General features: G+C 58.8%; 22 protein-coding genes. 1 reads left to right on the forward strand and 21 read right to left on the reverse strand.

The window, feature by feature from the left end; genetic code table 11:
• Positions 1-32: 32 nt before the first annotated feature.
• Genes surE through FW764_RS13015 form a run of 5 tightly spaced genes read right to left on the reverse strand, consistent with a single transcriptional unit; the run spans position 33 to position 4319 of the window.
• Complete coding sequence (gene surE / locus FW764_RS12995) at positions 33-782, reverse strand: 5'/3'-nucleotidase SurE (RefSeq protein ID WP_414188793.1); 750 nt, start codon at positions 780-782, stop codon at positions 33-35.
• Positions 770-1828 (reverse strand): tRNA pseudouridine(13) synthase TruD, encoded by a 1059-nt coding sequence (gene truD / locus FW764_RS13000; protein WP_446434272.1) that lies wholly within the window; start codon positions 1826-1828, stop codon positions 770-772. The genes surE and truD overlap by 13 nt, the downstream gene beginning before the upstream one ends.
• A complete protein-coding gene (gene ispF / locus FW764_RS13005; RefSeq protein WP_446434273.1) occupies positions 1825-2298 on the reverse strand; it encodes a 2-C-methyl-D-erythritol 2,4-cyclodiphosphate synthase in 474 nt (157 codons plus the stop codon). Before ispF ends, truD begins: the two co-directional genes overlap by 4 nt.
• A gap of 54 nt (positions 2299-2352) precedes the next feature.
• Positions 2353-3198, reverse strand: coding sequence for an S-formylglutathione hydrolase (gene fghA / locus FW764_RS13010; protein ID WP_446434274.1), 846 nt, complete (start codon positions 3196-3198; stop codon positions 2353-2355).
• An 8-nt stretch (positions 3199-3206) separates the two neighbouring features.
• Positions 3207-4319, reverse strand: coding sequence for an S-(hydroxymethyl)glutathione dehydrogenase/class III alcohol dehydrogenase (locus FW764_RS13015; protein ID WP_446434275.1), 1113 nt, complete (start codon positions 4317-4319; stop codon positions 3207-3209).
• A gap of 109 nt (positions 4320-4428) precedes the next feature.
• On the opposite strand from FW764_RS13015, the gene FW764_RS13020 reads away from it, so the two are divergent.
• Positions 4429-5325 carry a LysR substrate-binding domain-containing protein gene (locus FW764_RS13020; protein WP_446434276.1) on the forward strand — a complete coding sequence of 299 codons (897 nt, stop codon included), beginning with the start codon at positions 4429-4431 and terminating at the stop codon, positions 5323-5325.
• 17 nt (positions 5326-5342) lie between these two features.
• On the opposite strand, the gene ispD is transcribed toward FW764_RS13020, so the two are convergent.
• The 16 genes from ispD to rseP all read right to left on the reverse strand — a co-directional run bounded on the left by ispD (position 5343) and on the right by rseP (position 25428).
• Complete coding sequence (gene ispD / locus FW764_RS13025; protein WP_446434277.1) at positions 5343-6050, reverse strand: 2-C-methyl-D-erythritol 4-phosphate cytidylyltransferase; 708 nt, start codon at positions 6048-6050, stop codon at positions 5343-5345.
• Positions 6047-6325 carry a cell division protein FtsB gene (gene ftsB / locus FW764_RS13030; RefSeq protein ID WP_058412406.1) on the reverse strand — a complete coding sequence of 93 codons (279 nt, stop codon included), beginning with the start codon at positions 6323-6325 and terminating at the stop codon, positions 6047-6049. The genes ispD and ftsB overlap by 4 nt, the downstream gene beginning before the upstream one ends.
• 183 nt (positions 6326-6508) lie before the next feature.
• Positions 6509-7798, reverse strand: a complete 1290-nt coding sequence (gene eno / locus FW764_RS13035; protein ID WP_446434278.1) for a phosphopyruvate hydratase — start codon at positions 7796-7798, stop codon at positions 6509-6511.
• Positions 7799-7955: 157 nt separating this feature from the next.
• A complete protein-coding gene (gene kdsA / locus FW764_RS13040) occupies positions 7956-8801 on the reverse strand; it encodes a 3-deoxy-8-phosphooctulonate synthase (RefSeq protein WP_446434279.1) in 846 nt (281 codons plus the stop codon).
• A gap of 5 nt (positions 8802-8806) precedes the next feature.
• A complete protein-coding gene (locus tag FW764_RS13045; RefSeq protein WP_106577157.1) occupies positions 8807-10438 on the reverse strand; it encodes a CTP synthase in 1632 nt (543 codons plus the stop codon).
• Between the two features lie 273 nt (positions 10439-10711).
• Positions 10712-12031, reverse strand: a complete 1320-nt coding sequence (tilS, locus tag FW764_RS13050) for a tRNA lysidine(34) synthetase TilS (protein ID WP_446434280.1) — start codon at positions 12029-12031, stop codon at positions 10712-10714.
• Between the two features lie 166 nt (positions 12032-12197).
• Complete coding sequence (locus tag FW764_RS13055) at positions 12198-13145, reverse strand: acetyl-CoA carboxylase carboxyltransferase subunit alpha (protein ID WP_064451162.1); 948 nt, start codon at positions 13143-13145, stop codon at positions 12198-12200.
• A gap of 129 nt (positions 13146-13274) precedes the next feature.
• Positions 13275-16796 (reverse strand): DNA polymerase III subunit alpha, encoded by a 3522-nt coding sequence (gene dnaE / locus FW764_RS13060; RefSeq protein ID WP_446434281.1) that lies wholly within the window; start codon positions 16794-16796, stop codon positions 13275-13277.
• A gap of 113 nt (positions 16797-16909) precedes the next feature.
• The gene (gene rnhB / locus FW764_RS13065; protein ID WP_446434282.1) at positions 16910-17542 is read right to left on the reverse strand and encodes a ribonuclease HII; all 633 of its coding nucleotides are present in this window, start codon (positions 17540-17542) and stop codon (positions 16910-16912) included.
• Positions 17539-18678, reverse strand: a complete 1140-nt coding sequence (gene lpxB, locus FW764_RS13070; protein WP_446434283.1) for a lipid-A-disaccharide synthase — start codon at positions 18676-18678, stop codon at positions 17539-17541. The genes rnhB and lpxB overlap by 4 nt, the downstream gene beginning before the upstream one ends.
• A gap of 2 nt (positions 18679-18680) precedes the next feature.
• Positions 18681-19457 (reverse strand): acyl-ACP--UDP-N-acetylglucosamine O-acyltransferase, encoded by a 777-nt coding sequence (lpxA, locus tag FW764_RS13075; protein ID WP_446434284.1) that lies wholly within the window; start codon positions 19455-19457, stop codon positions 18681-18683.
• A complete protein-coding gene (gene fabZ, locus FW764_RS13080; RefSeq protein ID WP_003172281.1) occupies positions 19454-19894 on the reverse strand; it encodes a 3-hydroxyacyl-ACP dehydratase FabZ in 441 nt (146 codons plus the stop codon). The genes lpxA and fabZ overlap by 4 nt, the downstream gene beginning before the upstream one ends.
• A 111-nt stretch (positions 19895-20005) precedes the next feature.
• Positions 20006-21061 carry a UDP-3-O-(3-hydroxymyristoyl)glucosamine N-acyltransferase gene (gene lpxD / locus FW764_RS13085; protein ID WP_446434285.1) on the reverse strand — a complete coding sequence of 352 codons (1056 nt, stop codon included), beginning with the start codon at positions 21059-21061 and terminating at the stop codon, positions 20006-20008.
• A gap of 3 nt (positions 21062-21064) precedes the next feature.
• The gene (locus tag FW764_RS13090; protein WP_003189173.1) at positions 21065-21568 is read right to left on the reverse strand and encodes an OmpH family outer membrane protein; all 504 of its coding nucleotides are present in this window, start codon (positions 21566-21568) and stop codon (positions 21065-21067) included.
• 45 nt (positions 21569-21613) lie between these two features.
• Positions 21614-24001 (reverse strand): outer membrane protein assembly factor BamA, encoded by a 2388-nt coding sequence (gene bamA / locus FW764_RS13095; RefSeq protein WP_446434286.1) that lies wholly within the window; start codon positions 23999-24001, stop codon positions 21614-21616.
• A 74-nt stretch (positions 24002-24075) separates the two neighbouring features.
• The gene (gene rseP / locus FW764_RS13100; protein ID WP_446434287.1) at positions 24076-25428 is read right to left on the reverse strand and encodes a sigma E protease regulator RseP; all 1353 of its coding nucleotides are present in this window, start codon (positions 25426-25428) and stop codon (positions 24076-24078) included.
• Positions 25429-25441 lie beyond the last annotated feature (13 nt).

Here is a 25441-nt window from a genome sequence, read left to right on the forward strand (position 1 = left end):
ACGGCGCAGCAAATCGTCGTGTTCACGCGCCATTAACGCAGCCCCTCGAGCCAGCCATCGAGACTATTGAAGGCATCACTGAAGGTGCGATCAAGCTGCAACGGAGTAATCGAAACATAACCTTGCATCACCGCATGAAAATCCGTGCCTGGGCCACCGTCCTCGGCGTCGCCGGCTGCCGCGATCCAATATCCCTCTTTGCCACGCGGATCGACCACCTTCAATGGCGCGGCCGCACGGGCGCGATGGCCCAAGCGCGTTAGCTGGATACCGCGAATATGGTCGAGGGGCAGGTTGGGGATATTAACGTTGAGCACCGTCCGCGGTGGCAAGTCCAGGGAACCGTGGGCCTCCACCAGCTTGCGCGCGAAATACGCCGCCGTCGCCAGGTTATCCAATTGCCGCGAAGCAAAGGAAAAGGCGAACGAGGTTCGGCCCAGAAAGCGCCCTTCAAGGGCCGCCGCCACGGTGCCGGAATACAACACGTCATCGCCCAGGTTAGCGCCCAGGTTGATGCCTGACACCACCAGATCCGGCTCCTGATCCAACAAACTGTTGATTGCCAAGTGCACGCAGTCGGTAGGGGTGCCATTCACGCTGATAAAGCCATTGGCCAGAACCTGCGGGTGCAACGGACGATCGAGCGTCAGCGAACTGCTGGCGCCGCTTTTGTCCTGGTCCGGGGCGACCACCACACACTCGGCATAATCTTGCAGCGCAGCGTAAAGCGCGGCAAGGCCAGGTGCGGTGGCACCGTCATCGTTTGATATCAGAATACGCATGGGCTGTCCGTCTGCCCCACCGGCACCAGATCAACAAGCTCGCGCACCAAGACAGTGGCGAAGCATCCGGCCGGCAGGACGAATTCCAATTGCAGAATGTCAGGACCGGGATAATGCCACGTCAACCCGCCAATGGGCAGTCGCAGAATGCGCCGCTCCTGGCTCATGCCGGCATTCACCAGCCAATCACGCAGGTCGGCTTCACTGGCGGCGACCGCTTGCTCCAACTGATGCGTTGCACCGCTGGCCGGCGAATCGCCTTCGCCCCACTGTGGCCCGGTTGGGTGCAGGTCCAGAATCGCCAGGCGTGGGTCGCTGCATTCAGTCTCCCCGGCCGGAAAAAAACTGCGGCTGTCGGTAAACGCCAGCAGGTCGCCAATCTGGGCGCGCTGCCAGGAACCGTCCGCGACACGTGCCGCCAACACTTTGTTGAACAAAAAGCTACGCGCGGTCGACAGCAACCGCGAACGCACATTGCGCTGCTCCGGCAAAGCCTTGCGCGCCGCCCATTGACGCGCGTCCACCACGTTGCCGCCGTTGTGGCCAAAGCGCTGGGCGCCGAAGTAGTTAGGTATGCCGTGCTGGGCAATCAGTTGCAAACGCGCGTCGATGGCGACGGTATCGCCGGCCAACTGGGTCAGGCGCAAGGTAAAACCATTGGCGGCATGCGCACCGCGCTGCAGCTTGCGCTTGTGGCGGGTCATTTTAAGGATCTTGAGGGTGTCGTTTTCCGCACCGCTCATGTCCGGGTCGGCCTTGCCCGGCAGTTGCACGCTGAACCACTGGCGGGTCAACGCCTGGCGGTCCTTGAGCCCGGCATAACTGACGGTGCGCAACGGTACGCCGGCCGCCTTGGCGATGCGCCGCGCAGCCTCTTCAGTATTCAGACCACGCTTTTCGACCCACAGCCACAGGTGCTCACCGTCGCCGGTCAGCGGGATATCCAGCACTTCGTCTACTTGGAAATCTTCAGCCGTCGCCTTCAGGACCGCGCTGCCCAAAGCCTCGCCATAGGCCCGTGGGCCCAGCAATTCCAAGTCATTCATGCGCGCAGCAACAAGGCAACGGAGTGTACCGCGACGCCTTCTTCCCGACCGGTAAACCCGAGCTTTTCGGTGGTGGTGGCTTTCACGTTAACTTGATCCAATTCAATTTGCAGGTCTGCGGCAATCAAAGCGCGCATCGATTCGATATGCGGGGCCATTTTCGGCGCCTGGGCGACGATGGTGTTGTCGACGTTGCCGACCTTCCAGCCTTTGGCGTGGATCAGGCCGACCACATGGCGCAGCAAGACACGGCTGTCCGCGCCCTTGAAGGTCGGGTCAGTGTCCGGGAAGTGCTTGCCGATATCGCCCAACCCCGCCGCGCCGAGCAAAGCATCGCTCAAGGCGTGCAACACAACGTCGCCGTCAGAATGAGCCAGCAACCCATGGTGGTGTGCGATGCGCACGCCGCCCAAGGTGATGAAATCGCCTTCAGCGAAACGGTGCACATCATAGCCGTGGCCAATACGCATAAAAAAACGCCCCGATTTAATTCAGGGCGTGATTCTACCTACTTTTGCCTCACATTAACCGAGCAAAGCACGACCATGATGTCGCAAATGATCTTCGATAAAGCTGGCGATAAAGAAGTAGCTGTGGTCATAGCCAGGCTGCAGGCGCAGTTCGAGCGGGTGGTTGGCCGCCTTGGCTGCCTGCATCAAGGCCTCGGGCTTGAGCTGCACGGCGAGAAAATCGTCGCGGTCGCCTTGGTCCACCAGCAATGGCAGTTTTTCCGAGGCTTCGCTGATCAATACGCAGGCATCCCACTCACGCCATTTAGAGCGCTCCTCGCCCAGGTAGCGGGAGAAGGCTTTCTGACCCCACGGGCAATCCATCGGGTTGTTGATCGGCGAAAACGCCGACACCGATTGGTAACGCCCAGGGTTGCGAAGGGCACACACCAACGCCCCGTGGCCGCCCATGGAGTGACCGCTGATGCCGCGTTTATCCGAGGCAGGGAAATGCGCTTCAACCAAAGCAGGCAATTCCTTCACCACGTAGTCATGCATCCGATAGTGCTTGACCCAAGGTTCCTGGGTAGCATTCAGATAAAAGCCCGCACCCAGGCCAAAATCCCAAGCGTTATCCGGGTCGCCCGGCACATCCGGCCCGCGCGGGCTGGTGTCCGGCGCGACGATAATCAAGCCAAGCTCGGCGGCCATGCGCTGGGCACCAGCCTTCTGCATGAAGTTTTCATCGGTGCAGGTCAATCCGGACAGCCAGTACAACACCGGCAGCCTACCGCCCTGCTCCGCTTGTGGCGGTAGGTAGACAGCAAAGGCCATGTCGCAACCGAGCACGTCGGAATGATGCTTGTAGCGTTTATGCCAGCCGCCGAAGCTCTTCTGGCAGGACAGGTTTTCCAGACTCATGGCCGACCTCAAAAATGGATGACGGTACGAATGCTCTTGCCTTCATGCATCAACTCAAACGCTTTGTTGATGTCTTCCAGGCCCATGGTGTGGGTGATGAAGGTGTCCAGCGGGATCTCGCCGGTCTGGGCCATTTCCACGTAGCTTGGCAGTTCGGTGCGACCGCGCACGCCGCCGAACGCCGAACCGCGCCAGACGCGCCCGGTCACCAATTGGAATGGACGAGTGGCGATTTCCTGGCCGGCACCGGCAACACCGATGATCACCGACTCACCCCAACCTTTGTGGCAGCACTCGAGGGCCGCGCGCATCAATTGCACATTGCCAATGCACTCGAAGGAAAAGTCCACGCCGCCGTCTGTCAGGTCGACGATTACGTCCTGGATTGGGCGATCGTAGTCTTTCGGATTGATGCAGTCGGTGGCGCCCAGTTGCTTAGCGATTTCAAACTTTGCCGGGTTGATGTCGATGGCAATGATGCGACCCGCCTTGGCTTTCACCGCACCGATCACGGCCGACAGACCAATGCCACCGAGGCCGAAGATCGCCACGGTGTCGCCCGGCTTCACCTTGGCCGTGTTAATCACCGCACCGATGCCGGTGGTGACGCCACAACCCAGCAGGCAGACTTTTTCCAGTGGCGCTTCTTTAGGGATTTTGGCCACGGAGATTTCCGGTAGCACCGTGTACTCAGAGAACGTCGACGTACCCATGTAGTGGAAAATCGGCTGGCCTTTGTAGGAGAAACGCGTGGTGCCATCGGGCATCAGGCCTTTGCCCTGAGTAGAACGAATGGCCTGGCACAGGTTGGTCTTGCCCGACAGGCAGAATTTGCACTTGCCGCACTCCGGGGTATACAGCGGGATCACGTGGTCACCAACGGCGAGCGAGGTCACACCTTCGCCGATCGCTTCGACCACCGCACCGCCTTCATGACCAAGGATCGATGGAAAGATGCCTTCCGGGTCAGCGCCCGACAACGTGTAGGCGTCGGTATGGCACACACCCGATGCGACCACGCGCAACAGCACCTCGCCGGCCTTGGGCATGGCGACGTCCACTTCAACAATCTCAAGGGGCTTTTTCGCTTCAAAGGCTACGGCGGCGCGGGACTTGATCATCCGGGTTTCTCCAGGGAGTTAAAAACTGAGACCGTCAGTGTAAAACATGCTCCAGTGATTAATAATCCGAACAAAAGCAAAACTTTATTGCTGTACAGGGATAATCGACATGTTGGAAAACCGCTGGGAAGGCATTGATGAGTTTGTTGCGGTGGCCGAATGCAGCCAATTCACAGCGGCAGCTGAGCGCCTGGGCGTGTCGTCTTCGCACATTAGCCGCCAGGTTGCACGCCTGGAGGAGCGGCTACAGACGCGCTTGCTGTATCGCAGCACCCGCAAGGTGACCCTAACCGAGGCCGGCCAGACTTTCCTGCAACACTGCCAGCGTTTACAGGACGGTCGCGAAGAAGCCTTGCGCGCAGTGGGTGACCTCACCAGCGAACCTAAGGGCATGCTGCGCATGACCTGCGCGGTGGCGTACGGCGAGCGCTTCATCGTGCCGTTGGTCACACGGTTCATGGGCCTCTACCCGCAATTACGCGTGGATATTGAATTGAGCAATCGCCAGTTGGACTTGGTGCATGAAGGCCTCGACCTGGCGATCCGCCTGGGTCGCCTGCAAGATTCGCGTATGGTCGCCAGCCGCCTGGCCCCTCGACGCATGTACCTGTGCGCGTCGCCGTCCTACCTTGCGCGGTATGGTCGGCCACATAGCTTGTCGGAATTGAGTCGACATAACTGCCTGATCGGCAGCTCGGATATCTGGCAACTGGCCCAGGAAGGGCGCGAATTTTCTCAACGCGTGCAGGGCAACTGGCGCTGCAACAGTGGGCAGGCGGTACTGGATGCCGCGCTGCAAGGCGTAGGGTTGTGTCAGTTGCCGGACTATTACGTGTTGGAGCATCTGCACACTGGCGCACTAGTGCCGTTGCTGGAGGCACATCAACCGCCAAACACGGCGGTGTGGGCGCTGTATCCGCAGCAGCGACATTTGTCGCCCAAGGTCAGGAAATTGGTGGATTTCTTGAAGGAGGGGTTGGCTGAGCGGCCGGAGTACAGCAGTTGAAGATGCGGTTTAACTGACTACCTGCGGTTCGCCCACCGCAGCCGCAGCCATTCCAGATCTTCCGGCCGGGTCACCTTGATATTGTCGGAGCGTCCTTCGATCAATCGCGGCGCCTGGCCGGACCACTCCATCGCGGAGGCCTCATCGGTGATCAGCGCATCGGCCACCAGGCTATCAGCCAAGGCACGATGCAAGGCGCCCAGGCGGAACATCTGCGGCGTATACGCCTGCCAGATCAGGCTGCGATCCACGGTTTCCACTACGCGAGCGTGTTTGTCGACGCGCTTGAGGGTGTCGCGCGCTGGCACGGCCAGCAAGCCGCCGACCGGATCATCCGCCAGTTCAGCCAGGAGTTTGTCGAGGTCGTCACGACTCAGGTTAGGCCGCGCCGCATCGTGCACCAGCACCCAATCGTCATCACTGGCGCCCAGGGCATTCAATTGCAACAACGCATTTAGCACCGACCCCGAGCGCTCGTCGCCGCCATCCGCGCGCACGATACGCGAGTCGCTGGCGCAAGGCAGGTTCGGCCAATAGGGATCATCTACAGCAAGACTGACCACTAGCCCCTTGAGGCCTGGGTGGTCGAGAAAACAGCCGAGGCTGTGCTCAAGAATAGTGCGCCCGCCCAGTTGCAAATATTGCTTGGGACGGTCCGCGGCCATACGGGCACCGACGCCCGCGGCAGGAATCACGGCCCAGAAGGCCGGTAACGAATGGTTCATTGGGCCAACTGGTAGAGGGTTTCGCCCTCCTTGACCATGCCCAACTCATGACGAGCCCGCTCTTCAACGGTCTCGGTACCTTTTTTCAGCTCAAGCACTTCGGCATCAAGGACGCGATTGCGCTCCAGCAGGATTTCGTTTTCGGCGTGCTGATCGGCAATTTGCTGGGTCAGCTCTTTCACCTGCGCAAAGCTGCCATTACCGACCCATAGGCGGTACTGCAGGCCAGCCAGCAACAAGAGCAAGACGAGGAACAACCAATTGGGACTGCGCATCGAAATCCGGGTATCCAGTAAAAAAAGACAGCCATGTAAAACTTTTGAAGCAACTGATAGCACGAAGCCTGGATGAACCAGGCTTGTGCTTGCTAGCCTTCAGATTAGCGTCGAAAACCACTCTATCGTGTTTTTCCGACGTAATCCGCTGACTTTTTACCGTGCTTTACCATCAAGGAGCAATCAGCCGCGAAACTCGCTGCGACCGTTGTACTTGGCTTTACCTGCCAGTTGCTCTTCGATACGCAGCAATTGGTTGTACTTGGAAACACGGTCGGAACGGCACAGGGAACCGGTCTTGATCTGGCCAGCCGAAGTGCCCACGGCCAGATCGGCAATGGTCGAATCTTCGGTTTCGCCGGAGCGGTGCGAGATCACGGCGGTGTAGCCCGCAGCCTTGGCCATCTGGATGGCTTCCAGGGTTTCGGTCAGCGTTCCGATCTGGTTGAACTTGATCAGGATCGAGTTGGCGATCTTCTTGTCGATGCCTTCTTTCAGGATCTTGGTGTTGGTCACGAACAAGTCGTCACCCACCAGTTGGACCTTCTCGCCGAGCTTGTCGGTAAGGACTTTCCAGCCTGCCCAGTCGGACTCGTCCAGGCCGTCTTCGATCGAGATGATCGGATAGCGCTCGGTCAGGCCTTTGAGGTAGTCAGCAAAACCTTCGGAGGTGAACACATGGCCTTCGCCGGACAGGTTGTATTTACCGTCCTCGTAGAACTCGCTGGCGGCGCAGTCCAGAGCCAGGGTCACGTCGGTGCCCAGCTTGTAGCCCGCGTTGGCCACGGCTTCGGAGATCACTTTCAGTGCATCTTCGTTGGACGCCAGGTTCGGGGCGAAACCACCTTCGTCACCCACGGCGGTGCTCAGGCCACGGGCCTTCAGCACAGCTTTGAGGTGATGGAAAATCTCGGTGCCCATGCGCAGGCCTTCGGAGAAGGTCTTGGCGCCAACCGGCTGCACCATGAATTCCTGGATGTCGACGTTGTTATCGGCGTGCTCGCCACCGTTGATGATGTTCATCATCGGCACCGGCATCGAGTAAACACCCGGGGTGCCGTTCAGGTTGGCGATGTGTGCGTACAGCGGCAGGTCCTGATCCTGTGCAGCAGCCTTGGCAGCAGCCAGGGACACGGCGAGGATGGCGTTGGCGCCCAGGCTGCCTTTGTTTTCGGTGCCGTCGAGCTTGATCATCGCGTGGTCCAGAGCTTTCTGGTCCAGCGGGTCCTTGCCCAGCAACAGGTCACGGATCGGGCCGTTGATGTTGCCTACAGCCTTGAGTACACCCTTGCCCAGGTAACGGCTCTTGTCGCCATCACGCAGTTCCAGCGCTTCGCGCGAACCGGTAGAAGCACCGGACGGCGCGCAAGCGCTGCCGATGATGCCGTTATCGAGAAGCACGTCGGCTTCGACGGTGGGGTTGCCACGGGAGTCGAGAACTTCACGACCTTTGATGTCGACGATTTTTGCCATTGTTGTAAACACTCCAAAGTTGACGAAAACGACGCAGCTGAAGGAAATCTTTTGACCGACCGCAAGGGTGGAACAACGGGGCAGGCTTGCAGGCGACAAGGCTCAGGCCCGCAGGCCTGAGCGTAAAGCGAGGGAAAGTCTACCGGAGAAATGGCGCTTACGCGGTCTCTACTGTCGGAAAACTCTTGACCAGTTCGTCCAACTGCTTGAGCTGGGCCAGAAACGGCTCCAGCTTGTCCAGGCGCAGGGCGCAAGGGCCGTCGCATTTGGCATTGTCCGGGTCCGGGTGAGCTTCCAGGAACAGGCCCGCCAGCGACTGGCTGATGCCCGCCTTGGCCAGGTCCAGCACCTGGGCACGTCGCCCGCCAGCAGAATCGGCGCGACCACCGGGCATTTGCAGCGCGTGGGTCACGTCGAAGAATACCGGGTATTCGAACTGTTTCATGATGCCGAAACCGAGCATGTCCACCACGAGGTTGTTGTAGCCGAAGCTCGAACCACGCTCGCAGAGGATCAACTGGTCGTTACCCGCTTCCACGCACTTGTTCAGGATGTGTTTCATTTCCTGGGGCGCGAGGAACTGGGCTTTTTTGATATTGATCACAGCGCCGGTCTTGGCCATCGCCACGACCAGATCGGTCTGGCGCGACAGGAAGGCCGGCAGCTGGATGATGTCGCACACCTCAGCGACCACGGCAGCCTGTTCAGGCTCGTGGACGTCGGTGATGATCGGCACGCCGAAGGCTTGCTTGATGTCCTGGAAGATCCGCATGCCTTCTTCAAGGCCGGGACCGCGATAGGAGATCACGGACGAACGGTTGGCCTTGTCGAAGCTGGCCTTGAACACGTAAGGGATACCGAGTTTCTGGGTAACCTTTACGTACTCTTCACAGACCTGCATCGCCATGTCGCGGCTTTCCAGCACGTTCATGCCGCCGAACAGCACCATGGGCTTGTCGTTGGCAATCTCGATGTCGCCTACGCGAATGATCTTCTGGGCCATCAGGTTTACGCCTTCTTCTGATGTTGCGTCAGTGCTGCTTTAACGAAACCGCTGAACAACGGGTGACCATCGCGCGGCGTCGAGGTGAACTCAGGGTGGAACTGGCAGGCCACGAACCACGGATGATCCGGCGCCTCGACCACTTCAACCAACTTGCCATCACCGGAGCGACCGGAGATTTTCAGGCCGGCTTCTTTGATCTGCGGCAGCAGGTTGTTGTTCACTTCGTAACGGTGACGGTGACGCTCGACGATCACGTCCTTGCCGTAGCAATCGTGAACCAGCGAGCCCGGCTCCAGCAGGCAGTCTTGCGCGCCAAGGCGCATGGTGCCGCCCAGGTCGGAACTTTCGGTACGGGTTTCAACCGCGCCGGTAGCGTCTTCCCACTCGGTGATCAGGCCCACGACCGGGTGGCCGCTGGTGTGATCGAACTCAGTCGAGTTAGCGTCTTTCCAGCCCAGTACGTTACGAGCGAACTCGATAACGGCCACTTGCATGCCCAGGCAGATCCCCAGGTACGGCACTTTATTTTCACGGGCGTATTGAACCGCGGTGATCTTACCTTCCACACCACGCAGGCCGAAACCGCCGGGCACGAGAATCGCGTCAACACCTTCGAGCAGCGCGGTGCCCTGGTTTTCGATGTCTTCGGAATCGATATAGCGCAGGTTGACCTTGGTACGGTTGCTGATACCGGCGTGGCTCATCGCTTCGATCAGCGATTTGTACGCGTCCAGCAGCTCCATGTACTTGCCGACCATGGCGATGGTCACTTCATGCTCAGGGTTGAGCTTGGCGTCGACCACCGCTTCCCACTCGGACAGGTCTGCGCCATTGCACTGCAAGCCGAAACGCTCGACCACAAAATCGTCCAGGCCTTGCGAGTGCAGGATGCCCGGGATCTTGTAGATGGTGTCGGCGTCTTCCAGGGCAATCACCGCACGCTCTTCAACGTTGGTGAACTGCGCGATCTTGCGACGCGAGGAGATGTCGATCGGGTGATCGGAGCGGCACACCAGCACGTCCGGCTGCAGGCCGATGGAACGCAGTTCCTTGACCGAGTGCTGGGTAGGCTTGGTTTTGGTTTCGCCGGCAGTGGCGATGTACGGCACCAGTGTCAGGTGCATCAGCATCGCGCGCTTGGCGCCGACTTCGAAACGCAACTGGCGGATGGCTTCGAGGAACGGCTGGGATTCGATATCACCCACGGTGCCACCGATCTCGACCATCGCCACGTCGGCATCGCCTGCACCCTTGATGATGCGGCGCTTGATTTCGTCGGTGATGTGCGGGATCACCTGAATGGTTGCACCCAGGTAGTCACCACGGCGCTCTTTGCGCAACACGTGCTCGTAGACACGGCCAGTGGTGAAGTTGTTGTTCTGGGTCATGGTCGTGCGGATGAACCGCTCGTAGTGGCCCAGGTCCAGGTCAGTTTCGGCGCCGTCGTGTGTGACGAACACTTCACCGTGCTGGAACGGGCTCATGGTGCCCGGATCAACGTTAATGTACGGGTCCAGCTTGAGCATGGTGACCTTAAGTCCCCGCGCCTCCAGGATGGCCGCCAATGAAGCGGAGGCAATGCCTTTCCCCAATGAAGAAACAACACCGCCCGTGACGAATATGTAGCGCGTCATGAAAAACCCTAGAAGTCTGCGTTAAAGCGGTCCGAGCCGCCGGGGAAAGCGAAGGAAGGCCGAAGCCCCCGATCACCTGCATTAATCACAGTGCACCTTTCAAAAAAACCGCCGCGTTGTGACAGACCAGCAATGAAACACCGGTACGTTGATCGCTACACATTTTTTGGAATCGCCCAGCAAAAACTGCTTGGTAATCGGCAACTGCTGCAATTCAGTCGAATCCACAGAAGTTGTATCAAGAAGGGAGCGTAGTCTACCGGAAAGGCTCTATCAGCTCAAACCTTGATCGCACGTCTGTGGCATCCAATGTAATTGCCAGTCGCCCGGCGATGTCACCCATAACCCCGCAAGGCTGGGGACAGCCAGCAGTTGTTCACCCTGATAGAGCAGCGGCAATCTGCCACGCACGAAGCCCGGCAGCCCACATTCGTTCAGCAAACGCTTAAGGTCACGCCGGCCTCGGCCCGGCACGTCAATGATTTCGCCGCCCTGACGGTAACGGATCACCAATGGGCCTGCGGGGGCTTTGCCGGCAAATCTCAGCTGGCCATTGCCAGGTAACTCTAGAGGGTTTTGCGGCTGCGACCAGCTCACTGACGTGTCGGAAAATTCCGACCACGCGGAAGGCAGCCACCAAATGCGCTCGCCAGAACGGTGCAACTGGCCGTCGGCCAGGCACCACTGCGGTTGCGCGTCGCCCTTGGCATCGCGCAGGGAATACCAGCTGGCCCAGTGGTCGCTGTCGGGTAAACGAGTAAGAGGGTTGAGCCAATGGCGCAGGGCATTGCGCTGACGGGCATCGGTAAGCTCGCGTAACGGCGTAAGGGCCAACGACGGCAAGGACAACCAGGGAAATGCCGAGGGTTGGTCGGCGGCTTGCAGGTCCATCAATGCCAATTCGTCCAGCAGGCCCTGGGCTTCGCTGAGGTGTTCGGCAGTGCGGGCCAGGCTTGCGACCGCTTGAGGCCAACGCTCCGCCAGCACCGGGACGACACGATGGCGCAGGTAATTGCGGGAAAACCGCGAATCGGCGTTGGAAGGGTCGTCGATCCACGTCAACTGGTGTTGGTGGGCATAGGCCTCCAACTCAGCACGCGAGGCATCCAGCAAGGGTCGCACCAAGTGTCCATCCGCCAACGGGCGATGCACGGGCATTGCCGCCAACCCTCGCACGCCCGCCCCGCGCAACAGGCGAAACAGCAGGGTTTCGGCTTGGTCGTCACGATGCTGGCCGGTGAGCATCACCTGCCCTGCCCCGGTCACCTCGGCAAACGCCCGGTAGCGCGCATCACGCGCTGCACGTTCAAGGCTGGCTCCCGACTGAACATGCACGTGCACCACGCGCAAGGGCACGCACAGCTCGTCACATACAACTTGGCAATGACTTGGCCAGGCATCGGCGGCAGCTTGCAGGCCATGGTGGATATGGATGGCGCTGAGAGGCGGCAGGGTTGCGGTGTTTGCCAGGGAGGCGAGGAGGTGCAGCAGGACGGTGGAGTCGAGCCCACCGGAGAATGCGATATGCCAGGCCGGGGCGTTGCGCCAGGGCGCAAGGTTTTGCAGGAGTTTGGCGGGTAAAGTAGGGCTCATCAAAAATACCGGCGCAGAACTGGAATACGGCAGCCAAGCATACACAAAGCAAATGTGGGAGCGGGCTTGCTCGCGAAGGCGGTGTGTCAGTCACTGAATAGGTCGACTGATACAGCGCATTCGCGAGCAAGCCCGCTCCCACATTCGTACGGCTTTGCCTGTCAGATCAGAGACCGTAGCTCATCAGGCGCTCATAACGACGGGCCAACAGCGCTTCGTTATCAAACTTCTTCAGCATCGCCAGTTGCGAGCCCAATTCAGCGCGGATGGTCGCAGCAGCGGCAGCCGGGTCGCGGTGGGCACCGCCTAACGGCTCGGCGATGACTTTATCAACGATACCCAGGCCTTTAAGGCGATCAGCAGTGATCCCCATGGCTTCGGCAGCGTCGGGGGCCTTTTCAGCGGTTTTCCACAGGATCGAGGCGCACCCTTCCGGCGAGATCACCGCGTAGGTCGAATATTGCAGCATGTTCAGTTGGTCGCAGACGCCAATGGCCAGCGCACCGCCAGAACCACCTTCACCAATGACAGTGGCGATGATCGGGGTTTTCAGGCGCGCCATCACCCGCAGGTTCCAGGCGATGGCTTCGCTCTGGTTGCGTTCTTCAGCGTCGATCCCAGGGTAGGCACCCGGGGTGTCGATGAAGGTCAGGATCGGCATCTTGAAGCGCTCGGCCATCTCCATCAGGCGGCACGCCTTGCGGTAGCCCTCAGGGCGCGGCATGCCGAAGTTGCGACGAACTTTCTCGCGTACTTCACGGCCTTTCTGGTGACCAATCACCATCACCGGCTGGTCGTCCAGGCGAGCGATACCGCCCACGATGGCGGCGTCGTCGGAGAAGTGGCGGTCGCCGTGCAGCTCGTCGAACTCGGTGAAGATGTGCTGAATGTAGTCCAGCGTGTACGGACGGCGCGGGTGGCGAGCCAGGCGCGCGATCTGCCAACTGGTCAGCTTGCCGAAGATGTCTTCGGTGAGCGTGCTGCTCTTGTCTTGCAGGCGAGCGATCTCATCGCCGATATTCAGCGAATTGTCATTGCCGACCAGGCGCAGTTCTTCAATCTTGGCTTGCAGGTCAGCGATCGGCTGTTCGAAATCAAGAAAATTCGGGTTCATAAGCGTCCGTCTTGGGTCGACGGCCAAGGAGTGCCTGGCCAGCCGGTTGTCTATTCGCGCCCTACCTTAAGGGAGCGGCGCGTTTAGGTCGAGATTAAATGTTCAGTCGAGATCAGACCTATCTGACCGTCAACGGTATTGGAGGAAGACGTTGTCTCGCCCGAACTGGTCACGCAAAGCTTGAATCAAGCCATCAGCGGGATCAATTCGCCACGTCTCACCGAACTGCAACATTGCCTTGGCATCGTTGCCGGTGTACTCCATGGTCACCGGGCACGCGCCACGGTGGCGCTTGAGCAGGTCACCCAACCAGCGTAGCTGATCGCCCTTGAGCGCTTCAGTCTTGACCTTCAAGCGCAGGCTTTCCGCGAGGTTGGTGCGTGCGTCTTCCATACTCATCACCCGCTTGATCCGCAGGCGCAGGCCACCGGAGAAGTCGTCATTGCTGACTTCCCCTTCCACCACCACCATCGCATCAGTCTGCAGCAACGACTGCGCGGAATGGAACGCGTCGGCAAACAGCGACGCTTCAATCCGGCCCGAGCGGTCGTCGAGGGTGATAAAGCCCATCTTGTCGCCCTTCTTATTTTTCATCACCCGCAGGGCAATGATCATGCCGGCGACGGTTTGGGTATCGCGTGCCGGTTTCAGGTCGATAATGCGCTGCCGAGCGAAACGGCGAATTTCACCCTCGTATTCGTCAATCGGGTGACCCGTCAGGTACAGGCCCAAGGTGTCTTTCTCACCTTTGAGGCGCTCCTTGAGAGTCAGCTCCTTGGCCTTGCGGTGGTTGGCGTATACATCCGCGTCTTCTTCGACGAACAGCCCGCCAAACAAGTCGGCATGACCACTGTCGTGGGTGCGCGCTGTCTGTTCAGCAGCCTTGATCGCTTCTTCCATGGCGGCCAGCAGCACCGCACGGTTGCGGTCTATATTGGCCTGATACGCTTTCGGCTCATCATGGAAATACGGGCCGAGACGATCGAGTGCGCCACTGCGGATCAAGCCATCGAGGGTGCGCTTGTTGATGCGCTTGAGGTCAACCCGCGCACAGAAATCGAACATATCCTTGAACGGCCCATGCTGGCGCGCTTCGGTGATCGCTTCTACCGGGCCTTCGCCAACGCCCTTGATTGCGCCGAGGCCATAGATGATGCGGCCTTCGTCGTTCACCGTAAACTTGAACTCCGAGGCGTTCACGTCCGGCGCGTCGAGGCGCAGCTTCATGGTGCGCACTTCCTCGATCAAGGTCACGACCTTGTCGGTGTTGTGCATATCCGCCGAGAGTACCGCGGCCATGAACGGCGCCGGGTAGTGGGCTTTCAGCCAGGCGGTCTGGTAGGACACCAAGCCGTAGGCAGCAGAGTGGGATTTGTTGAAGCCGTAACCGGCGAATTTTTCTACCAGGTCGAAGATGTTACCGGCCAGGTCTGCGTCGATATTGTTGGTGGCGCAACCTTCAATGAAACCGCCGCGCTGCTTGGCCATTTCCTCGGGCTTTTTCTTACCCATGGCGCGACGCAGCATATCCGCACCGCCAAGGGTGTAACCGGCCATCACCTGGGCGATCTGCATCACCTGTTCCTGATACAGGATGATGCCGTAGGTCGGCGCCAGTACCGGCTTGAGGCCTTCATACTGGTAGTCGGAGTGCGGGTACGCCAGCTCGGCGCGGCCGTGCTTACGGTTGATGAAGTCATCCACCATGCCCGATTGCAGCGGCCCCGGACGAAACAGTGCCACGAGTGCGATCAAGTCTTCCAGGCAGTCCGGCTTGAGCTTTTTGATCAGCTCCTTCATGCCGCGCGACTCAAGCTGGAACACCGCCGTGGTTTCGGCTTTTTGCAGCAACTGGTAGGTCGGCTTGTCGTCCAGCGGAATAAAGGCGATATCCAGCGGTTCTTCGTTGACCTTGGCGCGCTCGCGATTAATCGTTTTGAGCGCCCAGTCGATGATGGTCAAGGTTCGCAAGCCGAGGAAGTCGAACTTCACCAGGCCGGCCGCTTCCACGTCGTCCTTGTCGAACTGGGTCACCAGGCCATCGCCTTCTTCGTCGCAGTAGATCGGCGAAAAGTCGGTCAGCTTGGTCGGCGCGATCACCACACCACCGGCGTGTTTACCGACGTTACGCACCACACCCTCAAGCTTGCGTGCCATGTCCCAGATTTCGGCGGCTTCTTCATCGATCTTGATGAAGTCGCGCAGGATTTCTTCCTGCTCGTAGGCTTTTTCCAGGGTCATGCCGACTTCGAACGGGATCATCTTCGACAGACGATCCGCCAAGCCATAGGACTTGCCCTGCACCCGCGCCACATCACGGATTACAGCCTTGGCCGCCATGGAACCGAAGGTGATGATCTGGCTTACCGCGTTGCGGCCGTATTTTTCGGCCACGTATTCGATCACGCGGTCGCGACCGTCCATGCAGAAGTCAACGTCGAAGTCGGGCATGGAAACCCGCTCCGGGTTCAGGAAGCGTTCGAACAGCAGGTCATATTCCAGCGGATCGAGGTCGGTAATCTTCTGCACATAGGCAACCAGCGAGCCAGCACCCGACCCCCGGCCCGGCCCAACCGGCACGCCGTTGCTCTTAGCCCACTGGATAAAGTCCATTACGATCAGGAAGTAACCGGGGAACCCCATCTGGATAATGATATCCAGCTCGAAATTCAGCCGATCAACGTAGACCTGACGCTTGGCCTCGTAGTCTTCGGTGGTGTCCTTGGGCAGCAGAACGCTCAGGCGCTCTTCCAGACCGTCGAAGGACACTTTGCGGAAATATTCGTCGATGGTCATGCCATCGGGAATCGGGAAATTGGGCAAAAAATGCTTGCCCAGCTTCACTTCGATGTTGCAGCGCTTGGCGATTTCGACAGAGTTTTCCAAGGCTTCAGGCAGGTCGCTGAACAGCTCGGCCATCTCGTCGGCGCTTTTGAGGTACTGTTCTTCGCTGTAGTTCTTCGAACGGCGCGGGTCATCCAGGGCCCGGCCTTCACCGATGCAAACGCGAGTTTCGTGGGCCTCGAAATCTTCTTTCTTGATAAAACGCACATCGTTGGTCGCGACCAGCGGCGCGCCCAGCTTGTCAGCCAGGGCCACAGCGGCGTGCAGATGTTCTTCATCATTGGGGCGGTTGGTACGCTGGACTTCCAGGTAGAAGCGGTTGGGAAAAACCTCCATCCACTCACGGGCCAGCACTTCGGCTTCCTGCGGGTTGCCGCCGAGCAACGCGATACCGACCTCACCTTCTTTAGCCGCCGAGAGCATGATCACGCCCTCGCTCGCTTCGGCCACCCACTCGCGCTCAATGATGATCGAGCCGTTACGCTGGCCGTCGATAAAGCCGCGGGAAATCAGCTCGGTGAGGTTGCGATAACCCACGCCGTTCATCGCCAACAGGCTGATGCGGCTCAGGGGGTTATCCGGATCTTTGTTGGACAGCCACAGGTCGGCGCCACAAATCGGCTTGATACCAGCGCCCATGGCGTTCTTGTAGAACTTGACCAAGGAACACATGTTGTTCTGATCGGTCACCGCTACCGCAGGCATGTTCATGCCCACCAGGGTTTTGACCAGCGGTTTGATCCGTACCAGGCCGTCGACCAGAGAGTATTCAGTGTGCAGGCGCAGGTGAACGAATGAAGCCGGCATAGTGATCCTGTTCTATACGTGGAAACAACAAGGCCCGGAAATCCGGACTTTAAAGCTACTGCGCTTTAAAGGCCGGATTGTACCGGGCCTTGGCAAAAACATCAGCCTCGCGACTAAACCTCGCTGAAGCTCTCACGTAGCTCATAAGCCTGACGCACCGGGGCAAACGAGCGGCGGTGGATCGGCGTAGGGCCAAGGCGAGCCAGGGCTTCCAGATGAACGGGCGTCGGGTAGCCTTTATGGCCGCCTATGCCGTAGCCAGGGTAAATCAATTCGAACGCGGCCATTTCACGATCACGGCTGACTTTGGCCAGGATCGAAGCGGCGGCAATGGCCGGAACCTTGCTATCACCCTTGACCACCGCTTCTGACGGCATCGCCAGTTTGGGGCAGCGATTGCCATCAATCATCGCCATTTTCGGGGTAATGTGCAGGCCTTCCACCGCGCGTTGCATGGCCAGCATGGTCGCGTGGAGGATGTTCAGCTCGTCGATCTCTTCGACTTCAGCACGAGCGATATGCCAGCTCAGAGCTTTTTCACAGATCTCGTCGTAGAGCTTCTCCCGACGGGCCTCGGTGAGTTTTTTCGAATCGTTGAGACCCAGGATTGGACGGTTCGGGTCGAGAATCACCGCCGCCGTGACGACAGCGCCGCACAAAGGACCGCGCCCAACTTCGTCAACACCAGCGACCAGCTCGTGAGCTTCGGCAACCAGGCTGAAATCCAGGCCCATTTGCTTCGTCATAAGGCTTCCTGTTTGTGGCCTATCAAGGTCAGCACGGCATCTGCAGCCTGGTTCGACGCATCACGGCGCAAGGTCCGGTGGATGTCATCAAAACCACGGGTCTGTTCTTCGCCGCCGTCGATCAAGGGTAGTAGAGTTTGCGCGAGGGCCTCGGGCGTCGCATCGTCCTGCAACAACTCCGGCACCAGCAAGCGCTGAGCCAGCAGGTTGGGCAAGGAGATGTAAGGGCTTTTGACCATACGTTTGAGAATCCAGAAAGTCAGCGGCGCCAGGCGATAGGCCACGACCATTGGGCGCTTGTACAGCAAGGCCTCCAGGGTCGCGGTGCCCGAGGCGATCAGTACCGCATCGCAGGCTGCGAGGGCCAGGTGCGACTTGCCGTCAAGCAAGGTCAACGGCAGGTTGCGGCCTTCAAGCAGCGCCTCGATTTGCACGCGCCGTTGCGGGTTGGCGCACGGCAACACGAAGCGCACGCCGGGCTTGAGGGTTTGAAGGCGTTCGGCGGCGTCAAAAAACAACGCGCCGAGGCGACCGACTTCGCCGCCACGACTGCCGGGCATCAGCGCCACCAGCGGGCCGTCGGGTAAACCCACTTCGGCACGGGCGGCTGAGCGGTCAGCTTGCAACGGAATGGTGTCGGCCAGGGTATGCCCGACAAACCGCACCGGCACACCCTTCTCTTCATAGAACCGGGCTTCGAACGGCAGCAGGGTCAGCATCAAGTCGCAGCCTTCACGGATCTTCAGCACGCGTTTCTGACGCCACGCCCATACGGACGGGCTGACGTAATGCACTGTCTTGATCCCGGCCTGACGCAACTTGAGTTCGATATTGAGGGTGAAGTCCGGCGCATCGATTCCGATAAAGACGTCAGGCTTTTCTTCGATCAGTGTCTTTATCAGCAGCTTGCGGCGAGCCAGCAACTCACGCAGACGCCCCAACACTTCGACCAGGCCCATGACCGACAAGCGCTCCATCGGAAAGTAGGAGACCAGGCCTTCGGCTTGCATGAGCGGGCCACCCACACCGATAAACTCCACCGCAGGATGCCGGGCCTTGAGCGCCCGCATCAGGCCGGCGCCCAGAATGTCGCCGGAAGCTTCCCCGGCCACCAGCGCGATACGCAGATTAGCCATGATCAGCGTGTGATGCCGCGAGTCGATGCCTGGATCGAGTCACGGAAGGCCGCGACTTCCGGGAACAACACTGCTGGCTCTGCCAGTTCGGTCAGAGCCTGATCAACCGTCAACCCTTGGCGATAGACCACCTTATAGGCGCGACGCAGCGCGTGAATCGCCTCTTCGCTGAAACCGCGACGGCGCATGCCTTCGAAGTTCATGCTGCGCGCCTCGGCCGGGTTGCCGAACACGGTGACGAATGCAGGAACGTCCTTGCCGATCGCAGTCCCCATGCCTGAGAAGCTGTGGGCGCCAATATGGCAATACTGGTGCACGAGGGTGAAACCGGACAGAATCGCCCAGTCGCCAACATGCACATGACCCGCCAGCGCGGTATTGTTGACCAGGATGCAATGGTTGCCGATCACGCTGTCATGGCCAATATGCGCATAAGCCATGATCAGGTTGTGATCACCCAAGGTGGTCTCGGCACGATCCTGTACGGTGCCGCGGTGAATAGTCACGCCTTCACGGATGATGTTGTGATCACCGATTACCAAGCGCGTTTCTTCCCCCTTGTACTTCATGTCCGGGGTGTCTTCGCCTACCGAGGAAAACTGGTAGATGCGATTGTGTTTGCCAATGCGGGTCGGACCTTTAAGGATCACGTGCGGCCCGATGACAGTCCCCTCGCCGATTTCAACACCTGCGCCGACGATCGACCAAGGGCCGACCTCAACGTCGGCGGCCAGAACGGCCGACGGATCGATGATTGCGCGAGGGTCAATCAAACTCATAGTTTACGTTCCGCGCAGATGATCTCAGCGGAGCACACCGGCTTGCCGTCTACCGAGGCCTGGCATTCGAACTTCCAGATCTGGCGCTTGCAGCTGATGAACTTGGCTTCCAGGATCAACTGGTCACCCGGTGTGACCGGGTTACGGAAGCGCAGCTTGTCGGAGCCCACGAAATAGTAAAGCGTGCCATCGGCAGGCTTGAGGTCGAGCATTTTAAAACCAAGGATACCGGCAGCCTGGGCCATCGCTTCGATGATCAACACGCCCGGCATGATTGGATGCGCGGGAAAGTGACCGTTGAAGAACGGTTCGTTGATGCTGACATTCTTGTAGGCACGAATGCGCTTTTCCTCGACATTGAGGTCCACTACACGGTCCACCAGCAGGAACGGGTAACGGTGAGGCAGGTATTCGCGAATCTCGTTGATGTCCATCATTTCGGGGGGAAGCCTGTAATAAAGATTGGGGGCAGGCGGACTAAACGCAGGCCCCGCTAGCAAATCAAGGAGGCAGTCTCGCGGCTGTGCACACTTGATATGGAAATGGTATCAGCCTTCTGATGAAGCATTACCGTCAGGGGTCACGTCCCCAACACGCTTTTCCACCTGTTTAAGGCGTCGAGCCATGTCATCGATCTTTCTCAAGCGTGCTGCACTTTTGCGCCATTCAGCCGCTGGCTGCATGGCGGTACCGGAGGAGTAGGAGCCAGGCTCGGTAATCGAGTGGGTCACCATGGTCATGCCGGTAATGAAGACGTTGTCGCAAATATCGATATGGCCCACCAGCCCAACGCCACCGGCGAGCATGCAATGCTTGCCAATCTTGGCACTGCCGGAAATCCCCACGCAGGCGGCCATCGCGGTGTGATCGCCAATCTGCACGTTATGGGCGATCTGGATCTGGTTGTCGAGCTTCACACCGTTACCGATCACGGTATCGGCCAAGGCCCCACGATCCACAGCCGTGTTGACACCGATTTCCACGTCATCGCCGATCAATACGCCGCCAACCTGGGCAATCTTGTGCCAAACGCCTTTGGAGTTGGCAAAGCCAAAACCTTCACCACCAATTACCGCACCCGACTGAATGACAACCCGCTCACCGATACGCACGTCGTGGTAAAGGGTCACGCGGGGGGCCAACCAGCCATCGGCACCGATTTCACAGCGCGCACCAATAAAGCAATGCGCGCCCACCGTGACACCAGCGGCAATGCGCGCGTCGCTCTCAATCACGGCGAATGCGCCAATGCTGGCCGCGGGATCAACCTGAGCATCGTCGGCGATAACGGCAGACGGGTGAATACCACCAGCCGCCTTGGGCTTCGGATCAAACAGGTGCGATACCCGGGCATAGGCCAGGTAAGGATCGGCCACCACCAGCGCATCCCCGACAAATCCCTCGGCATCGGCGGCCTTCAGCAATATAGCTGCGGCTTGGCTGTCGACCAGGTATTTACGGTATTGGGGATTTGCAAGGAAGCTCAACTGAGCTGGGCCAGCCTCCTGCAAGGTGGCTAGCCCAGTGATTTCTTTCTCCGGGGAGCCACGTAAGGTGGCCCCCAGGAACTCGGCCAAATCGCCGAGTTTGATAGTCGCGGTCATGGCTTACTTCAGCTGGTTCATGCGCTCGATCACCTGACGGGTGATGTCGTATTGAGGCTTGACGTCAATCACGGCGCCGCGTTCGAACACCAGGTCAAAGGCACCTTTCTTGATGACTTCTTCCACGGCGCTGTCGAGTTTCGGCTTGAGCTGCTTGAGCATTTCACGGTCAGCAACGGCTTTCGCTTCGTTCAGTTCCTTGGACTGGAACTGATAGTCACGAGCCTTTTGCTTGAATTCAAGCTCCAGACGCTCACGCTCGCCTTGCTGCATTTTATCGCCACCCGCTACCAAGCGGTCCTGGATACCCTTGGCACTGCTTTCCAGGGTCTTGAGCTTGGTCAACTGCGGACCGAATTTCTTCTCGGCATCCACGGCATAACGCTTGGCCGCGTCGGATTCCAGCAGAGCCATCTGATAGTTCAGGACGGCGATTTTCATTTCGGCGAAGGCCGGGGTGGTTACCAGCACGGTGGCCAGCAGAACCAATTGAGTCAACTTACGCACGATGTACTCCTACAGAATCCGTTGTCGTTATCTTGGGTCAGACGCTTAGAACGTCTGGCCGAGGGAGAATTGGAAAATCTGGGTTTCAGCGTTATCTGGTTTCTTGATCGGCATGGCCAGAGCAAAGCTCAGTGGGCCAAGCGCGGTCACCCATGTCACACCAACACCCACGGAGCTGGCCAGGTTAGTCAGGCTGACGTCGTTGCACTGAGTCTGGGACTTCACGCCGCTCGGGTTGGTGACCTGCTGACACTTGGAGTCGAACACATTACCCACGTCCCAGAAGAGCGAGGTCCGCAACGAACGCTGGTCCTTGACGAACGGCAGTGGGAACAGAAGCTCTGCGCCACCCTGGATCAACACGTTACCACCGAACGCCAGAGCATCATTATTGGAGTCAACGGTGGTGCCCTGGTTACCGGTTACCGCCTGACCACGGCTTGGGGTACCACGTGGACCCAAGGTACTGTCCTTGAAGCCACGCACCGAGTTGAAGCCACCGGCATAGTAGTTCTCGTAGAACGGCAGCCCATTGGTCGAACCATAACCGTCGCCATAACCCAGTTCAGTGTGCAGGCGCATGGTGTAGTTATCGCTCAGCGGCTGGAACAACTGGCCACGGTAGTCGAGCTTGAAGAACGACAGGTCGCTGCCCGGCGTGGTGGCTTCCGCCGTCAAACTTTGCGAATGGCCACGGGTCGCCAAAACACCTTTGTTCAGGGTCGATTCCGACCAACCGACCGAGGCCTTGAAGTTCAGGAACTGGTCACCTTCACGGCGCACGAAGTCGAAAATCTCGTCCGTGGTGTACACACCGGTCTTGATTTTGTCCTGTTGCGCAGTAAAGCCGAAGGTCAGGCGCGAAGTCTCGCTGATCGGGTAACCGACGTTGACACCGGCGCCGAGGCTGTCGATCGCATAGCTCGCAACGTCAACGTTAAGGTCTTTGTAGTCGGTGGTGCGGTAGAAGGCGTTGTAGCCAAGGCTCACACCGTCAGCAGTCCAGTAGGGGTCGACATAACCGAAGTTATAGCGGCTCTGGTATTCGCTTCGGGTCAGGCCGATGGAAACCTTGTTACCCGTACCAAGGAAGTTGTTCTGGGTGATCGAACCACCGAGGATCAGGCCCGCACTCTGTGCAAAACCGACGCTGGCAGTGATCGAGCCCGAAGCTTGTTCTTCAACGGCGTAGTTCACGTCAACCTGGTCATCCACACCTGGTACGGCCGGGGTTTCGACGTTGACTTCTTTAAAGAAGCCCAGACGCTCAAGACGGGTCTTGGACTGGTCGATCAGGTAAGTCGACGCCCAGCCACCTTCCATCTGACGCATCTCACGACGCAGCACTTCGTCCGCAGACTTGGTGTTGCCACGGAAGTTGATGCGGTTTACGTAGGCACGCTTGCCTGGGTCGACAACGAAGGTGATGTCCACAGTGTGGTCATCATCGTGCGGAGTCGGCACACCGTTGACGTTGGCGAAGGTATAGCCTTCGTTACCCAGACGGCGGGTGATCAGCTCGGAAGTGGTGGTCATCAGCTTGCGCGAGAACACCTGGTTCTTCTGCACCAGCAACAGCGCCTTAACCTGGTCTTCGGGTACCTTCAGGTCGCCGCTGAGCTTCACGTCACGAACGGTGTACTTTTCACCTTCGTTGACGTTAACGGTGATATAGACGTGCTTCTTATCCGGGGTGATGGACACCTGGGTCGAGGCGATATCCATGTTGATATAGCCACGGTCAAGGTAGTAGGAACGCAGGCGCTCCAAGTCACCAGAGAGCTTTTCACGGGCGTACTTGTCATCGTTCTTGAAGAACGACAGCCAATTGGTGGTCTTGAGCTCGAACAGGTCGATCAGGTCGTCATCAGCGAACTTGGTATTACCCACCACGTTGATGTGCTGAATCGCCGCCACGGTGCCTTCGTTGATGTTGACCTTGAGGCCAACACGGTTACGAGGCTGGGGGATCACTTCAGTTTCCACAGACGCTGAGTAGCGGCCCTGGGCAACGTACTGGCGTTGCAGTTCGTTACGCACACCCTCAAGGGTGGCGCGCTGGAAGATCTCGCCCTCGGCCAGGCCGGATTGCTTGAGCCCCTTCATCAAGTCTTCAGTGGAGATCGCTTTGTTGCCCTCGATCTCGATACTGGCGACGGAAGGTCGCTCGACGACAGTGATGACCAGGACATTGCCTTCGCGACCCAGTTGGATATCTTGAAAGAACCCGGTTTTGAACAGCGCACGAGTGGATTCCACCAGGCGACGATCATCCGCCTGTTCCCCGACGTTCAACGGCAAGGCACCAAAGACACTACCTGCGGAAACCCGCTGGAGGCCGTTGACGCGAATATCGGAGATAGTGAAGGACTCGGCGTGAACTTCGGCGATCATCAATACGGTGAAAACCGCAGTTAGCAGCAGACGTTTCATGAAGTCCTTTCTTATTCCAACTGGCAATAAACAAACTGCCGCAAAATGCGGCAGATTCGCAATTCAGCGAAGCGTTACAGTCGTCCCAGATCGTTGACCAGAGCTAACAACATCACTCCGACCACCAAACTGATACCGATCTGTATCCCCCAACCCTGCACCCGATCCGACAAGGGGCGACCACGCACCCACTCGACCAGATAAAACAACAGATGCCCCCCATCCAATACTGGAATGGGCAGCAAATTCAGAACTCCAAGACTAATACTCAGATAAGCCAGGAAATTCAGGAAATCCGCGACACCCGACTGGGCAGAAGCGCCCGCCACTTTAGCAATGGTTATCGGTCCACTCAAGTTTTTTACCGAGAGCTCGCCGAACAACATTTTCTTGAGCGATTCGAGGGTCAGCACACTCATGGTCCAAGTGCGTTTTGCACCCTCGCCAATAGCCGCCAACGGCCCGAAGCTGACCTCCCGCACCATCGAAGGCGGCCACTCGACACCTTTCACACCAGCACCCAGGTAACCCCCGGCCGCCTTGGCCTCCCCGCGAACCGACAGTGTCACAGGGACGTCGATTTGAGCACCATCGCGCTCAACTTTCAGCACAATTTTGGTATCAGGGCGTACACGCACCAAGTCAACCACCTGTTGCCAGTCGCCCAGCGTCTGGCCATCGAGCGCCAGCAAACGGTCGCCCGTTTTCAAACCAGCAGCCTGCGCCGGACCTTTCGGGTCCAGCTCGGCGAGCACCGGCGGCAACGCTGGACGCCACGGACGAATACCCAGGGACTTGATCGGGTCAGGCTCATCCGCCCCCTTGAGCCAATGGTCCAGAGCCAGCTCACGCGGCGTCTCGGTGGTGGAATCCTGATCGCGCACCACGACATTGATGGTGCCACTTTCACCCATGCGGCGTACCAACTGCAAATTGACGGCGCCCCACCCGGTGGTCGGCTCGCCATCAATAGAAACAATTTCCTGCCCGACGACAAGGCCGGCCTTTGCCGCCATGCTGTCCGCCTCGACCGCGCCGATAACCGGGCGCACCTGCTGACTGCCCATCATCGCCAAGACCCAGAAGAACACAATCGCCAACAAGAAGTTGGCGATTGGGCCAGCTGCAACAATAGCGATACGCTGACCAACGGTCTTACGATTGAAGGATTGGTCCAACTGATCAGCAGGCACTTCGCCTTCGCGCTCATCGAGCATCTTGACGTAGCCGCCCAACGGAATGGCAGCAATCACGAATTCAGTGCCACGACGGTCGTGCCAGCGCAGCAACGGCATGCCGAAACCGACGGAAAAGCGCAATACCTTGACGCCGCAACGACGTGCCACCCAGAAGTGGCCGAATTCGTGGAAGGTAACCAGCACACCCAGAGCAACCAGGGTGCCGACAATCATGTAGAGCGCACTCATCTAATTTCTCCGC

The organism is Pseudomonas sp. 1152_12 (genome assembly GCF_052850675.1).

What these genes read in the sequence shown, in the direction of transcription:
- tilS (WP_446434280.1), bottom strand. Translation starts at nt 12,031, where the DNA reads ATGAGCCCTACTTTACCCGCCAAACTCCTGCAAAACCTTGCGCCCTGG.
- kdsA (WP_446434279.1), bottom strand. Translation starts at nt 8,801, where the DNA reads ATGGCCCAGAAGATCATTCGCGTAGGCGACATCGAGATTGCCAACGAC.
- fabZ (WP_003172281.1), bottom strand. Translation starts at nt 19,894, where the DNA reads ATGATGGACATCAACGAGATTCGCGAATACCTGCCTCACCGTTACCCG.
- ispF (WP_446434273.1), bottom strand. Translation starts at nt 2,298, where the DNA reads ATGCGTATTGGCCACGGCTATGATGTGCACCGTTTCGCTGAAGGCGAT.
- dnaE (WP_446434281.1), bottom strand. Translation starts at nt 16,796, where the DNA reads ATGCCGGCTTCATTCGTTCACCTGCGCCTGCACACTGAATACTCTCTG.
- lpxB (WP_446434283.1), bottom strand. Translation starts at nt 18,678, where the DNA reads ATGGCTAATCTGCGTATCGCGCTGGTGGCCGGGGAAGCTTCCGGCGAC.
- bamA (WP_446434286.1), bottom strand. Translation starts at nt 24,001, where the DNA reads ATGAAACGTCTGCTGCTAACTGCGGTTTTCACCGTATTGATGATCGCC.
- lpxD (WP_446434285.1), bottom strand. Translation starts at nt 21,061, where the DNA reads ATGACCGCGACTATCAAACTCGGCGATTTGGCCGAGTTCCTGGGGGCC.
- FW764_RS13020 (WP_446434276.1), top strand. Translation starts at nt 4,429, where the DNA reads ATGTTGGAAAACCGCTGGGAAGGCATTGATGAGTTTGTTGCGGTGGCC.
- lpxA (WP_446434284.1), bottom strand. Translation starts at nt 19,457, where the DNA reads ATGAGTTTGATTGACCCTCGCGCAATCATCGATCCGTCGGCCGTTCTG.
- FW764_RS13015 (WP_446434275.1), bottom strand. Translation starts at nt 4,319, where the DNA reads ATGATCAAGTCCCGCGCCGCCGTAGCCTTTGAAGCGAAAAAGCCCCTT.
- fghA (WP_446434274.1), bottom strand. Translation starts at nt 3,198, where the DNA reads ATGAGTCTGGAAAACCTGTCCTGCCAGAAGAGCTTCGGCGGCTGGCAT.
- rseP (WP_446434287.1), bottom strand. Translation starts at nt 25,428, where the DNA reads ATGAGTGCGCTCTACATGATTGTCGGCACCCTGGTTGCTCTGGGTGTG.
- ispD (WP_446434277.1), bottom strand. Translation starts at nt 6,050, where the DNA reads ATGAACCATTCGTTACCGGCCTTCTGGGCCGTGATTCCTGCCGCGGGC.
- FW764_RS13055 (WP_064451162.1), bottom strand. Translation starts at nt 13,145, where the DNA reads ATGAACCCGAATTTTCTTGATTTCGAACAGCCGATCGCTGACCTGCAA.
- ftsB (WP_058412406.1), bottom strand. Translation starts at nt 6,325, where the DNA reads ATGCGCAGTCCCAATTGGTTGTTCCTCGTCTTGCTCTTGTTGCTGGCT.
- surE (WP_414188793.1), bottom strand. Translation starts at nt 782, where the DNA reads ATGCGTATTCTGATATCAAACGATGACGGTGCCACCGCACCTGGCCTT.
- truD (WP_446434272.1), bottom strand. Translation starts at nt 1,828, where the DNA reads ATGAATGACTTGGAATTGCTGGGCCCACGGGCCTATGGCGAGGCTTTG.
- rnhB (WP_446434282.1), bottom strand. Translation starts at nt 17,542, where the DNA reads ATGACGAAGCAAATGGGCCTGGATTTCAGCCTGGTTGCCGAAGCTCAC.
- eno (WP_446434278.1), bottom strand. Translation starts at nt 7,798, where the DNA reads ATGGCAAAAATCGTCGACATCAAAGGTCGTGAAGTTCTCGACTCCCGT.
- FW764_RS13045 (WP_106577157.1), bottom strand. Translation starts at nt 10,438, where the DNA reads ATGACGCGCTACATATTCGTCACGGGCGGTGTTGTTTCTTCATTGGGG.